The sequence below is a fragment of the Bacillus sp. ISL-47 genome, from assembly GCF_018613175.1.
In the GTDB taxonomy this organism is placed as follows: Bacteria; Bacillota; Bacilli; order Bacillales; family Cytobacillaceae; genus Cytobacillus.
Map to the genome: position 1 here is coordinate 14,590 of NZ_JAGGQS010000009.1, position 13,615 is coordinate 28,204.

Annotated in this window: 12 protein-coding genes; 9 read left to right on the forward strand and 3 right to left on the reverse strand. The window is 42.2% G+C overall.

Going from position 1 to position 13,615, the window contains the following annotated elements; translation table 11 throughout:
• Window positions 1–73: 73 nt before the first annotated feature.
• From J7I93_RS04260 to J7I93_RS04270, 3 genes are all read right to left on the reverse strand, one after another.
• Window positions 74–805, reverse strand: a complete 732-nt coding sequence (locus J7I93_RS04260) for a DUF4184 family protein (protein WP_214723640.1) — start codon at window positions 803–805, stop codon at window positions 74–76.
• A gap of 109 nt (window positions 806–914) precedes the next feature.
• Window positions 915–2,084, reverse strand: a complete 1,170-nt coding sequence (locus J7I93_RS04265) for a copper amine oxidase N-terminal domain-containing protein (RefSeq protein ID WP_214723642.1) — start codon at window positions 2,082–2,084, stop codon at window positions 915–917.
• A gap of 587 nt (window positions 2,085–2,671) precedes the next feature.
• Window positions 2,672–3,727 carry a C40 family peptidase gene (locus J7I93_RS04270; RefSeq protein WP_214723644.1) on the reverse strand — a complete coding sequence of 352 codons (1,056 nt, stop codon included), beginning with the start codon at window positions 3,725–3,727 and terminating at the stop codon, window positions 2,672–2,674.
• 360 nt (window positions 3,728–4,087) lie between these two features.
• Between J7I93_RS04270 and J7I93_RS04275 the strand changes: the two genes are divergently transcribed.
• From J7I93_RS04275 to J7I93_RS04315, 9 genes are all read left to right on the forward strand, one after another.
• Window positions 4,088–4,978 (forward strand): acyl-ACP desaturase, encoded by an 891-nt coding sequence (locus tag J7I93_RS04275; protein ID WP_214723646.1) that lies wholly within the window; start codon window positions 4,088–4,090, stop codon window positions 4,976–4,978.
• 109 nt (window positions 4,979–5,087) lie between these two features.
• A complete protein-coding gene (locus J7I93_RS04280) occupies window positions 5,088–5,444 on the forward strand; it encodes a SpoIIAA family protein (protein ID WP_214723648.1) in 357 nt (118 codons plus the stop codon).
• A 695-nt stretch (window positions 5,445–6,139) separates the two neighbouring features.
• Window positions 6,140–7,021 (forward strand): alpha/beta hydrolase, encoded by an 882-nt coding sequence (locus tag J7I93_RS04285; RefSeq protein ID WP_214723650.1) that lies wholly within the window; start codon window positions 6,140–6,142, stop codon window positions 7,019–7,021.
• 328 nt (window positions 7,022–7,349) lie between these two features.
• A complete protein-coding gene (gene codB, locus J7I93_RS04290) occupies window positions 7,350–8,618 on the forward strand; it encodes a cytosine permease (protein WP_214723652.1) in 1,269 nt (422 codons plus the stop codon).
• Window positions 8,608–9,876, forward strand: a complete 1,269-nt coding sequence (locus J7I93_RS04295; protein WP_214723654.1) for a cytosine deaminase — start codon at window positions 8,608–8,610, stop codon at window positions 9,874–9,876. The genes codB and J7I93_RS04295 overlap by 11 nt, the downstream gene beginning before the upstream one ends.
• Before the next feature lie 175 nt (window positions 9,877–10,051).
• Window positions 10,052–10,522 carry an inner membrane protein YiaA gene (yiaA, locus tag J7I93_RS04300; RefSeq protein WP_214723656.1) on the forward strand — a complete coding sequence of 157 codons (471 nt, stop codon included), beginning with the start codon at window positions 10,052–10,054 and terminating at the stop codon, window positions 10,520–10,522.
• A 613-nt stretch (window positions 10,523–11,135) separates the two neighbouring features.
• Complete coding sequence (locus J7I93_RS04305) at window positions 11,136–11,789, forward strand: ABC transporter permease (protein WP_214723658.1); 654 nt, start codon at window positions 11,136–11,138, stop codon at window positions 11,787–11,789.
• An 87-nt stretch (window positions 11,790–11,876) separates the two neighbouring features.
• Window positions 11,877–12,842 carry an ABC transporter ATP-binding protein gene (locus J7I93_RS04310; protein WP_214723660.1) on the forward strand — a complete coding sequence of 322 codons (966 nt, stop codon included), beginning with the start codon at window positions 11,877–11,879 and terminating at the stop codon, window positions 12,840–12,842.
• A gap of 12 nt (window positions 12,843–12,854) precedes the next feature.
• A complete protein-coding gene (locus J7I93_RS04315; RefSeq protein WP_214723662.1) occupies window positions 12,855–13,598 on the forward strand; it encodes an ABC transporter permease in 744 nt (247 codons plus the stop codon).
• Window positions 13,599–13,615: the final 17 nt, after the last annotated feature.

Genomic DNA, 13,615 nt, shown 5'->3' on the forward strand with positions numbered 1-13,615 from the left:
TATGGCTTAGGATTCTAACATACGAGTAGAAATAAAAATGGGCCCCTCATTGGAGGGAACCCAAATATTTACTTTATATTTTTTTAAAGACCAAAGAAACAGTTAATAAACTTATGAAAAAAGAATCAATCATTCTGACAACCAAAATTCCATAACTATTAATTGGAACATAATTAAGAAGCTGCCAGAGGATTAGGAATAATAATGTTAAAAGAGTTATAGAAGACCAAAAAATAACTTTTTGCTTAGGATGAATATTAGTATGGTTATGTTTTCTCTGAGACATAGCTCTGTAATACATATACCCCAAAATCGCTGTGATCCCTAAAATCGTACTTCCATGCTGCAGGAATTTATACAAAGGTATGGAAAAGCCATAGATATTAAAACTGTAAGTAAAAAAGACAGGAAATTTTAATACCATATATCCATTCATATGTGTAAAAGAATCCCATACTACGTGCGTAAGCATTCCGAATAGAGCAGAATAACAAAACACAATTATTTTCATCAGAGGATTGGATTCTGTTTTATATGTATAAGTGTCCTGCAGGAAAAAGGGTAAATGACTGACCAGAATTTGATGAACAAAGTGATGGTAGATTAAATAAATGATTGCTGCCAAGGGCAGATTAAACAAAATAAAACCAGTAAAGGAATGGCCAATCTCCGCGATTGGCTGACCTCTTAAAAAGTATTCAAAATCTGGAGCCATACTGCCTAAAACCATTGCAGAAAAATGAACATATCTGCTTTTTCTTGAGAATGCAAGTATCGCTGCCGGGTGAGCAAAAGTTAATGGCATGGTGTCCGCTCCTGTTCAATTAGATAGTCTTAATCTATCATAAGCAGCGCTGGAAGATAAATCTTAATTAAAAAGCCACCCTAAACTCAAGGGTGGCCTCCAAAACCAATTATTCTTCTCCATAAAGCTCTTCAAAAGGAACCGCAGTGTCAATCACATGCTGTGGAATCGTAATTTTTTCAAGCTTGTTAACGTTGGAGTATGTGTTATTAGCTTTTTGCTTAATGTTCATTTTCTCGCCTTCAGCACTGATGGTCATGTCAGAGTCCATCGTGTCTGAAATTGGGTAAAGAGTCTTCTTATCAATGATGGAAACAATATTCATTTTATTAATAATAATCTCCATGCCGTTAAAAATATCTTCCTCTACGCCTAATCCAGAAAGATTTAACATCTCGTCAATAAGATCCTGGAATCCTTTTCCTGATAGAGAAGCGTGAAGCTCATAAGTACCAGCGTTTTCAATAATCTTTACATTTTTGTAGTAGCGCTGAATTAACTCAAAACGTTCCGTGGGAGACATTTGATAGTCCGATAGACTAAGCATTTCTTTAGCCATTTCATCATCGTATTTCACCCATTTGTTAAACATAGGATCAAAAGAATAGTACCCATCCTTTGTCAGATAGGATTCTGTTGTTACATTTTCTTCGCCAAACTCTTTCATGGTCATGGACATAAATTGATATAAACCGATCGGATCAAGGACCATGTCCATTTTCATATCCATATCCATTGTCATTTTTTCACCAAGGTATGTCATAGACTGCTGTACTTTCATATCGGCAGTGAAGCTATTCATTTCCACCTGTGAAAGCTTGCTTAAGAATGCCTTTGCTGCAGGAGACAATCCAGATGTTACATAAACCGTTTTTTGCGCCTGATTCCAGTTAACTTGTGCACCGGAATTTTCGATTACAAAGCGGATCGGGATGAACAGACGATTATTTTTCATCGCTACGGCTGAATCTACCTTTACCGTTTTTCCATTTACCTGAACATCTTTTTTGCCAAGCTTCATGTTTATGGATGTTTCTTCGTTCTTGATTGTAGCTGTCTTTGTGGATGCATTCCAATTCACGTTCAGGCCGATGTTCTCAAATACGCCGCGGACAGGAACAAGGACACGGTTATCCTTCATATAAGGGTCAACATCAAGCTTTAACGCTTCATCATTAACCACAATTTTCACCTTAGGGCTTGCAGCGGCTGCCTGAAAAGGTGATACAACCAACAAGATACAAGCAATGACAATAGACCAGATTGCTGAGCGTTTCAAAAAATCTCCTCCAATTCGATAAAATTCTCTTCTACTATAATACAAATTACCTTATTTTACTAGTTTTATATGGTAAAAGAGGAATATTATGTAATTTAATAGGTTTGTTAATTTAAGGTTCTGATAAACTGCCAGCTGATGAACCTCATCAAGCATTAAGCCTGAAGGGTCTCTTTGATTCGCTTCACCTGCTGGACATTGGATGGGCATTTGGAATAAAACCGCTCAGAGAAAGGAGGCCTCTGAAAAAGCCCTTGAAGGACATCCTCTGTTAAATTAGCCGGTTGATTTCCACTCCAGGATGCTCGCTTTCCGCGGGGCGTGCGGTGAGCCTCCTCGGCGCTTAAGCGCCTGTGGGGACTCACCTGTCCCGCTGCTCTCGCAGGAGTCTCGCACCTTCCGCTCCAATCAACCTACTGCTACTTAACTAATTCATTCATGTACCCTCAGGAAAACCAAACAATCGGCAGATTTTCAGTGGCCCCCGGCGAAGAAAGTAAGAAGGTTTTTTAAGAAGTGTTACAGACTTCACTCCAATCAATGAGCTTTTACAGAGCCAAATTAAAGAAGACACCATGGACAGGTGTCTAATAAAATCTTTTAAAACCATCAAAATGCTTTTTATAGTAAGGGTCGTCGAGACTGGAGATTTCAACGCCGTTGGAGCTTGCATGAATGAACTTGTTATCCCCCACATAGAAGCCCATATGTGAAATGCCGGGCCGATAGGTATTCTCGAAAAATACGAGATCACCATGCTGAGGCTGATTGATATAGTAGGAACGGCTGTAATATCCGTCTGTTGAATATCGGCCCAGCTGGGAACCGGATTTATTAAGGACATAATAGATAAAACCGCTGCAATCAAATCCTTCCGGGGTAGAGCCTGCCCATTTATAGGGAACCCCGATATGTTTTTGGGCTTCTTCCAGCAGGGAGTTTGCAGAACTGTTTTCTACCTTGCCAGGCTTTTCATTTACGGCTTGTTTGGGAGGGGTTTGTTCGGTGCCTCCTAACACTAGCTTTTGGCCAATATAAATTATATCCGAGCTAAGCTTATTCCAATCTTTAATCTGCTGTACAGTTGCTTTATTTTTGGCAGCAATCGTGCTCAGTGTATCGCCCTTTACGACTGTGTATGCTGTTGAATTAACGGCGGGAGCAGGAGCAGCCGGAGCTGGAGGTGCAGCAGATGTTTCCGTTTGTTTGCCTGCAGTACTTTCAGCGGCTTTTGTTACCTTTAGTACCTGCCCAGGCCGGATTATATGGTGGGTAAGATTATTCCAGCTCATTAAATCTACTAAACTAATTTTATGGTTTAAGGCAATTTTGGATAAAGTATCGCCAGGTTTGACTGTATATGTATGGTTGGCAGTTGGAGTTGCAGGTGGCGTTACAATGGCTGGCTTACTGGTTTTTTGTTCTTTTGAAGTCCCAGGCAGCTGGAGTGTTTGGTTTATAGAAAGAAAATCCGTGCTCAAATTATTTGTCTTTTTAAGCTCCGTCACAGTTGTTTTATTCTTTGTGGCAATTTGAGATAAAGTATCGCCTTTCTTTACCACATATGTATCAGCTGATGCCTGGGCCGCGAAGGCAGAAGAAAGCATAGCGGCAGCAGCGATGGTAACCATCTGTTTTTTCACTTTTCCGATTCACTCCTATCGACATAATTTTAGATAATTTTACCACATTTATTGTCTAAAAGAATGATAATTTTACATTCTTATACAAGTTATTTACAAAAATCGGTGACTGTCGACCTATGTCGAATCGGATGTTGTCATCTGCTGGAGACTGACGTCGAAATATAGGGGGTTGTTTTATTAAAAAGGAAAATCCAAGAAAAATAGAAGGTTGGAAGTCCTAATATGCTGAAAATTCAAGCTTTGTGTTAGTTAATTTAAGGGGAAATATGATATAGTAGGTTTAGGAACAGGTCATAATAGTTAGTTATAAATGGATATTCAGGATAGTTAATACATTTATGCAATGGAGGTCTAAACTTGTTAACGAATCATCTTGATTTTCGACTGGAGCCAAAGGTAAGGGAGTTGTATGAGGAGCATAAAAAGCGGGCAGAGAAAATAGATTGGGGTTATCACGAATTCCTGCCATGGGATAAGGCACAGGATTTTCGGCGCGTTCCTTGGGATGAAAGCCAGGTGACTCTGCCAAGCTCGGTTATTACAGCTGTTGAAACAGCTCTTTTAACCGAAGTGAACCTGCCATGGTTCACCTCGTATCTGGATCAGACTTTTAAAGGATCATTGACTGTCATTAAGGAGTTTGTCCATACGTGGACAGCGGAAGAGGATCAGCATTCGAATTTGCTTGAAACGTATCTGTTAATCACACGGAATGTAAATCCGGCGAGGCTTCACCAGCTGCATAAACAAACAGTGGAAAATGGCTGGAATCCCGACTTCCATACACCGTTTGAAACGATGGTTTACACGTCCATGCAGGAGCTTGCCACCATGGTCTTTTATTACAATGTGGCGAAGGTAGCAGGGCCGCATGATAAGGATTTGGCCAGTATGCTAAGGCGCTTGGCGAAGGATGAGACCTTGCACTATGCCTTTTATCGGGATGTGATTAAACATCATCTGCAGCTGGAGCCTAACTATTGCTACTATCTGGGGAATGTTATCATGAACTTCAAGATGCCTGGTGCAGTGATGCCGGACTTTGAAGATCGGATGTCTATCATTGCTAAAGAAGCGAACTATGGCCCGCTGGAGTATTTTGATCAGGTTCTGGATGTGATTATTGAATATTGGGAGATTGAAAAATTGAGGCCGATTGCACCGGAAGCGGAGAAGGCAAGGCTGGATATTTTGAAATATCATGCTCGCTTGAAGAAGGTACGGGATCGGTTTTATAGCAAGAAATAAATAGAAGAACCAGCGGGGGATATCCCCTCGCTGGTTCTTTTTGCTTGTTTCGTTAAATCAAATCAAGGGAATCTATTCTATTAAAAATTGACTATTTGGAGGTAATGATATGCTTCAATTCATAGAATCCCAAGACCCATCCACCATCGCACTCGCCTTTAATGGCAATGCTACAAAAGAAGACGCTGAAAAACTGGATCAGTATGTAAGAGAGAACTTCAATGAGGATGAGAAATTTAATATTCTAGCCATCATGACCGATGTAGACGGCACCACCTTCCAAGGCGCAACAGAAGGCGTCAAATTCGATATAAAAAGGTGGAAGCAGTTTGATAAATTTGCCGTGGTCAGTGACAAAGACTGGATTGGCACTGTATCAAAGCTTTCCAATTACCTGCCTGGAATTACAGTTGAATACTTCGAAGGTCATCAGCTGGAGGAAGCCTGGATGTGGATAAAAAAGTAGTACCAGGTACCACCCGAATTTTCTTGTTTCACAATCATGTTCCACAGACATCTTCTTGAATAGTAGCCAATTAGAGAGAGCTGCCGCGTTATGCGAGCAGCTCTGTTTGGTTTGAAGTACTGTGTCTAAAGTAGTTTAGGAATCTCCTACCAATTCCTCATTTCTATCATTTCGTTTAATTCGATTTACTTATTTTTCCTTTTTCGAAAGGTTGAATAGTTTGATAGGGAGAATAGAGCACAATGTAAATGTTTTCTATTTATTCGGAATAATCAAACTTAAATGGAAGAAGGAGGAGAATGCGTAAAGAAGAAGGGTCTAGTTTTACCGGGTTATGAAGGGTTTATGAGTGTCATAGGGCTGTTTTACCTTTATTAAGAAGATTGTTTTCATAAAGTTTGTTGCTTTTTGAAGGCAAACGTATTTTAACCAACTGAGTTGATTGTAGCGGAGGGCACTTGATCCTCAAAAATGCATTCGCATTTTCTTCGTGCGGTGATCATTCGAGGAAGCTGATTCAGTGTCCTGCGGGAAGAGAGGGAAGTGCGAGACCCCACAGGCGAAGCCGAGGAGGCTCGCAACCCTCCCGGCGGGTTCGCTGAGTGCCCGCAGCGGAAATCAACGGGCAGAGTTCAAAACAAAAACAACAATCTATGAGAAATGACCCTAAGAAAAATTTTTGAGGAGGTATAAACATGTTTAGTAGAAAGTCCCTGTTTATTTTTGTTTTATTGTTAGCCATGTTGATTCCAAGTCTCTCTTTTGCGGATAATATTACACCGCCGAAATCGAGCAACAGCCAGATCATTCATCAAAGCTTCAGTTCAGAAACATTGGGGCGGGAATATAATTACAACATCTATTTGCCAAGCGAATATAAAAATTCCGGCGAAGAATATCCGGTCCTTTATCTTCTTCATGGATCTGGCGGTAACGAACATAATTGGGTTCAAAGCGGAAACGTGAAGGAAACAGCTGATAAGCTGATCAATAAAGGGGTTATTCCTCCATCGATTATCGTTATGCCAGCCAGCAAAAGCTGGTGGGTGGATGGCCATAATGAAGCGGCTGAAACTGCATTTATGAATGACTTGATTCCTCATATTGATGAAACCTGGAGAACGGTTGAGGAAAAAGAAGGCCGGTTAATCGCGGGTCTATCAGCAGGCGGATACGGAACGGTTAATTTTGTTTTAAAATATCCTGAAATGTTTGTTGCCGGTGCGGCTTTAAGCCCTGCGGTTTATGTACCGGAACCGCCAAGCCACTCTTCAGGAAGAACGCATCCTACCTTCCAAAAGGATGGCCAATTTGACGCTGCTAAATGGGAAGAATTGAACTACACACAATACATTGATGATTACAAAGCAGGCGGACACAAGGTTCCGCTTTACATTAATTCCGGAGACCACGATACATTTGATATTGCTTACCACGCTGCGGTGCTTTACCAGAGCTTAAGAGAACACCAGAAAGAATTAGTGGAGTTCAGAGTGGTAGATGGTGACCATGAATGGAAAGTATGGAGAGAATCCTTGCCTGAAGCGATGGAGTACATGTATCAATTTGTAGAGTAGTAAAATAGAAGGGTGCTGGCCAAGGCTAGTACTCTTTTCCTTTAATCACAGCCCAGTAACTTCCAATTGAGTGGTATTGACACAATCCTTTTTTTCTGAAATAATAGTAAACAATTAAATACTGGTACCTTTAATTCAGTCCCGTGAGGCTGACAAGGACAGCGGAATTATGATAATCATTGGGTGAGGTGTATCCTGCCCAGGGGTTCTTCATGAGGAAAAAGGCTTCTTGTCGGAAAACGGCAAGAAGCCTTTTTCTTTTCCATCGTCTATTAATATCGAAGAAATCCTTCGGTACCAGTTTCAAAAAATGATTGGAGGAATTGGTATGAAAAAAGTGGATTTGGATTTTTCGTTAGAGGCGGTACCTCAGGGGCATCGCAGCGGTTTTTGGAAAATGCTTGTGGTGATGCTGGGGCTGACCTTCTTCTCGGCAAGTATGTGGTCAGGCGGAACACTTGGAACAGGGTTAACCTTCATGCAATTTATCGGAATCGTCTTGGCAGGTAACTTAATCCTGGGAGCTTATACAGGAGCGCTTGCTTATATTGCGGCAAAAACGGGTTTATCAACGCACTTGCTTACCCGCTATGCTTTTGGTGAAAAAGGATCTTACCTTTCTTCCTTCCTGCTGGCTGCCACACAGGTTGGCTGGTTTGGGGTAGGGGTTGCAATGTTTGCTCTTCCGGTTCAAAAAGTAACCGGGCTTGACGCCAATCTACTGATTTTAGTGGCAGGACTTTTAATGACAGCAACGGCCTTCTTCGGAATGAAGGCACTGGCCATTCTCAGCTTTATCGCAGTACCATTAATCACCATCCTGGGAAGCTTCTCAGTCTTTAAGGCAACTGAAACAGCAGGCGGTTTGGAAGGCCTTATGCAGTATCAGCCGACTGAAGCGATTGGACTTGCAACTGCATTAACGATCTGTGTCGGCTCTTTTATCAGCGCAGGAACACTGACACCTGATTTTGCACGCTTTTCAAATACAAAACGTACAGCGGTGGTTTCAACCGTGATTGCCTTCTTTATTGGAAACTCTGTCATGTTCATCTTTGGCGCAATCGGGGCAATCGCAACAGGGCAGTCCGATATCTCAGAGGTTATGTTCATCCAAAAATTGATCCTACCAGCGATTCTGGTTCTTGGATTAAACATCTGGACGACAAACGATAATGCACTATATGCATCAGGACTAGGGTTTGCCAGCATTTTGAAAATCTCAAAAAGCAAGGTTGTCATCTTCAACGGAATCGTCGGAACGATTGCAGCCATGTGGTTATATAACAACTTTGTTGGCTTCCTGACCATTCTCGGCTCAACACTGCCATCTATCGGAGCGATCATTTTGGCAGATTACTTCATTGTCAATCGCGGAGAATATAAGAAGTTTGCAGACATGAAATTTAAAGCAGTCAATTGGGTGGCTATTCTTGCATGGGTGGCCGGTGTTGCGATCGCGAATCTGGTGCCGGGAATTCCGCCGGTTAACGCGCTGCTAGGTTCAGCCATCACGTTTGTACTGGTTTCAAAAGTGGCTGCCGGGTTACAGGTTAAGAATACAGTCAGAGAAGGTGAGCTAAGAAGTGATTATTAAAAACGCAAAGCTTAGAGGCAAAGAAGGCTTATGGAATATAGCAACACAGGATGGGAAAATTCATGATATTTCACAAGGCGAAGTGGATACAGCGGGGCAGGAGATTCTAGATGCAGAAGGATCCCTTGTCTCAGCCCCTTTTATCGAGCCGCATATCCATCTGGACACCACCCTTACTGCGGGAGAGCCGGAGTGGAATCAGAGCGGGACTTTATTCGAAGGCATCCAAAGATGGGCGCAAAGAAAAGAAACACTGACACATGAAGATGTAAAAACGAGAGCGAAAACGGCTTTGAAGTGGCAAATGGCACAGGGAATCCAGCATGTCCGCACCCATGTGGATGTAACGGATCCGAGTTTAACTGCCCTTAAAGCTCTTTTAGAAGTAAAAGAAGAGATGTCCTCCTATGTAGACTTGCAGCTTGTTGCCTTTCCTCAGGAGGGGATCAATTCCTACCCAAGCGGAGCGGAGCTGCTGGAGGAATCGCTGAAAATGGGAGCTGATGTTGTGGGCGGCATCCCGCACTTTGAGTTCACAAGAGAGTACGGCGTATCCTCCATGAAAACAGCCTTTGACCTGGCTGAAAAATATGACCGCCTTGTTGACATCCATTGCGATGAAATCGATGATGAACAATCTCGCTTTGTGGAGGTTGTTGCAGCGGAAGCCTATGAACGCGGATTAGGAAATCGGGTAACAGCCAGCCATACAACGGCGATGGGTTCATACAACGATGCGTACACGTATAAATTGTTCAGACTGTTAAAGCTATCAAACATTAACTTTGTGGCCAACCCGCTCGTGAACATCCACCTGCAGGGTCGCTTTGATACGTATCCGAAGCGCAGAGGAATCACAAGGGTGAAAGAATTGCTGGAAGCCGGGCTAAATGTAAGCTTCGGCCATGATGACATCTTTGATCCATGGTATCCGCTGGGGACGGGCAATATGCTGCAGGTCTTGCACATGGGCATCCATGTGACGCAGTTAATGGGCTATGAGCAAATCGTTAACTCATTTGATTTGATTACTGATAACAGTGCTAGGACATTAAATATTGAAGACAGCTACGGAATTGAAACCGGAAAGCCGGCTAACCTCATCGTGCTGGATGCGGAGAATGAATATGAAGCGATTAGAACGCAGGCGGCTGTACGATATTCCATTCGAAATGGCAAGGTGATTGCGGAAACAAAACCGAGTGACACGGCCATTCATCTGGGGGAAACAGCGGAAACAGTTGATTTTAGAAAATAGAGGATGGAAGGACTAGCTCTTCTGGTGAGCTAGTTTTTTATTTGGGGAAAGTTGGATTAAATCACTTCGGTAAATATTGAAAAAATTATATATTTTTTGTAAGAAATTTCTATATAATAGGTTAAGGAAAGAGCACTATATTTTTTTAGAAAAAGGGATGGAGGAGAGACATTCAATGTCCAATGATCAGGATGTTTTATTAGATAACGGAAAACAAAATGATTCAAAAATAAAAACGGAACGGAAAGAGGGAGAACCGACTCCAGCGTTCAAAGGGGCTTCCTGGGGAGCATTGCTGGTAGGTGTTACAGCTTATCTCATCGGCTTGTTTAACGCATCCATGCAATTGAACGAAAAAGGCTATTACTTTGCCGTTTTAGTGTTCGGTCTCTATGCAGCGGTTTCCTTGCAAAAAGCAGTAAGAGATAAAGAGGAAGGAATCCCGGTAACAGGCATTTATTATGGGATTAGCTGGTTTGCCCTTATTGTATCCATTTCACTGATGGCTATCGGCTTATACAACGCGGGAAGTATCATTTTAAGCGAAAAAGGATTTTACGCGATGTCATTTATTCTTAGTTTATTTGCTGCTGTAACGGTTCAGAAGAATATCCGGGATACACAGAAGGCAAAGGAAAGAGGCTGAGTTATTTTTGTTAATGTAACGCGGATAACTTTGAAGAAGTAATTTGTCCATGGAAAGACAGGTTCTTTCCTCTATTTTGACATTGCTAATAAAGTAAAAGGGTGTCCCAAAAGTATAGCTTTGGGTCACCTTTTTTCGATAGGTAATCCCTTTATAAAATTTGGCCTGTTGATTTCCGCTACAGGGACTCAGCGACGTAACGGTCCGAAGCTCCGCGGTGCATTCACAGCCATATAGTCACAACAGACGCCATCAACCATTAGGGAATTCAATCAAACGTTTGATTGATTAGATCAATCTGGAAAGACAGCTAAATCTAGAAAAAGATGACCCAATTCTTAAAAAAGCTGTTTTTTCTATCAAAACAGGGTAACTGACAAATAAGTGTTACAAATCTTTCGCAAAATCTCATTTCTGTAAAAATATTTTAACAAATTTGTAAAAATTCTTTGCGTTAAGCAAGACTTTCTACATTCAGCCATTTTTATTTAAAAGCGTCTAAACCCTTTACAATTTCAGGGTTGGGCGCTTTTTTTAGTGCATTTAAAAAGTTGGCACGGGACTTGCATCTATAAAAAATGTACGATCGTGAAGCTTGAGGGGGTGTAGAGTAATGAATGATTTAATGAACTATTTTATAGAGAATCAGTCTTCGATATGGGCTTATAGTGCAGAGCATCTTCAGCTTGTTGGGCTTTCCGTCTTTATCGCAATCGCCATTGGCCTGCCGCTTGGCATTTATCTGACGACGAATGAGGAGCTGGCCGAGACGGTCTTGCAGGTAGCTAATGTTATTATGACCGTTCCGAGTATTGCCCTTTTTGGGATTATGATTCCGATTTTATCCATTATTAATCAGGGGATAGGATTTGTGCCGGCAGTCATCGCCCTTATTTTGTATTCGCAATTGCCGATTATCCGTAATACATATGTAGCCATCAATAACGTCGATCCCAATATTCGTGATGCCGCCATTGGACTGGGAATGAGCACGATGCAGCGCCTTCTGCGGGTTGAGATTCCCAATGCCCTTCCCATTATTATGGCAGGTGTTAGGCAGGCTGTGGTCATGAATATCGGAATCGGCGCCATTGCAGCGTTTATTGGAGCTGGCGGCCTTGGTGTCTTGATCAATCAGGGGATTTCCAGATCTAATACAACAATGGTATTGGCAGGTGCTATCGCGATTTCCATCCTCGCCATTGTGACGGATGGCTTGCTGGGGGTTCTCCAGAAACGGATGACGCCAAAAGGGTTTCAACAATAAAAAATGCTGTTCAAAAGGCTTGAAAAATAGCTTCGAGGTTTTCTCCTCCTTTTTGAACACATATTACAAGTAAGATGAGGTGAGAGCATGATTAAATTTGATGGAGTCACTAAAGTGTATGGCGAAAAGGTGAAAGCCGTTGATAATGTAAGCTTTGATGTTCCTGAAGGGAATATTGTCGTCTTTCTTGGGCCATCCGGCTGTGGAAAAACGACGACATTACGAATGGTAAACAGGCTGGAGTCCATTACAGAGGGGAAGATTTTTGTAAATGGAACAGATGTTAATTCCCTGAATCAAATTGAGCTTAGACGGAATGTCGGCTATGTTATCCAGCATAATGGCCTGTTTCCCAATATGACGATTGAAGACAATGTGATGGCAGTCCCGAATTTGTTAGGCTGGGACCGCAAGAAAAAAGCGGATCGGTACAACTATTTAATGGACCTTGTAGGCTTAAATCCTGATGAGTACCGCAAGAGATACCCGCACGAGCTCTCAGGAGGGCAGCAGCAAAGGGTGGGGATTGCCCGTGCCATGGCCGCAGACCCGCCTGTCATGTTAATGGACGAACCATTTGGAGCCTTGGATCCGGTGATTCGCTCCCGCATTCAAAATGAATTTTTGCAAATTCAGCAGGAAGTGAAAAAGACGATTCTGTTTGTCAGCCATGATATTGATGAAGCGATTAAAATGGGCGATGGCATTGCCATTTTCAAGGGTGGACAGCTGATGCAGTATGATTCTCCAAGCGAGCTGTTAGCGCGTCCGAAGAATGAATTTGTCCGTGAATTTGTCGGACAGGATCGAGCGCTTAAAAGCTTAAGTCTTCATACCGTTAAGGATTTGGTTTCAGAGCGGATGCTGAGAAAAGTGGACGGACTGCAGAAGCATAATAAAAAGACGATTACGGTCGAAACGAATTTGCGGGATGCCTTATCCATTCTCCTGAATCAGGAAGCCGATCAATTGGTTGTGCAGGCAAACGACAAGCTGGTCGGAGCGATGCAGATTGATGATGTAGAGGCATACTTGCATCACCATATTAAATAGGGGAGAGATAGCATGAACAATAAACGCTTAGTTTCTTTTATCATCAAGCTCGCTCTCTTTACGATGGTTATGAGCTTTTTTGCCTGGTCCTTTAAATCAGGTTATTACCAGCTTATCTTAGATGATTCAGAGGGATTTATTTTTCTATTAAAACAGCATATCAATATGGTGGCTTTGTCTTCATTCCTGGCCATTGTGCTGGCGATTCCGATGGGCATATTGGTCACAAGACCGAAATTTCAAAAGCTTCAATGGCTATTTATGAATACAGCAAACCTCGGACAGACCATCCCCAGCCTGGCTATTCTGGCACTGGCGATGACCTGGATGGGAATTGGCTTTAAGCCTGCAGTTTTTGCGCTGTTTCTCTATTCTTTATTGCCAATCTTAAGAAATACGGTGGCTGGGATTAAGTCGATTGATCCCGATCTGCTGGATGCTGCGAAAGGAATTGGCTATACACCAGCACAAATACTTTTAAAAATTGAATTGCCAAACGCTGCTTATCCTATTATGGCAGGCATCCGAACAGCGGTTGTTATTAATATCGGAACGGCTGCTTTAGCTTATTTAGTAGGAGGCGGCGGATTGGGTGACTGGATTTTCACTGGAATCATGATGAGGGACAACTCTTATCTGTTATCCGGTGCCATCCCGGTTACACTGCTTGCTCTTTTTGCCGATCAGCTGATAAGAGTAGCTGAGAAACTGATTGTTTCCAAAGGATTGAGGCAATCCGTAACAGTCTCAGATTAAGAATACATTAGGGGGAT

What these genes read in the sequence shown, in the direction of transcription:
- J7I93_RS04260 (WP_214723640.1), bottom strand. Translation starts at nt 805, where the DNA reads ATGCCATTAACTTTTGCTCACCCGGCAGCGATACTTGCATTCTCAAGA.
- J7I93_RS04280 (WP_214723648.1), top strand. Translation starts at nt 5,088, where the DNA reads ATGCTTCAATTCATAGAATCCCAAGACCCATCCACCATCGCACTCGCC.
- J7I93_RS04285 (WP_214723650.1), top strand. Translation starts at nt 6,140, where the DNA reads ATGTTTAGTAGAAAGTCCCTGTTTATTTTTGTTTTATTGTTAGCCATG.
- codB (WP_214723652.1), top strand. Translation starts at nt 7,350, where the DNA reads ATGAAAAAAGTGGATTTGGATTTTTCGTTAGAGGCGGTACCTCAGGGG.
- yiaA (WP_214723656.1), top strand. Translation starts at nt 10,052, where the DNA reads ATGTCCAATGATCAGGATGTTTTATTAGATAACGGAAAACAAAATGAT.
- J7I93_RS04305 (WP_214723658.1), top strand. Translation starts at nt 11,136, where the DNA reads ATGAATGATTTAATGAACTATTTTATAGAGAATCAGTCTTCGATATGG.
- J7I93_RS04310 (WP_214723660.1), top strand. Translation starts at nt 11,877, where the DNA reads ATGATTAAATTTGATGGAGTCACTAAAGTGTATGGCGAAAAGGTGAAA.
- J7I93_RS04315 (WP_214723662.1), top strand. Translation starts at nt 12,855, where the DNA reads ATGAACAATAAACGCTTAGTTTCTTTTATCATCAAGCTCGCTCTCTTT.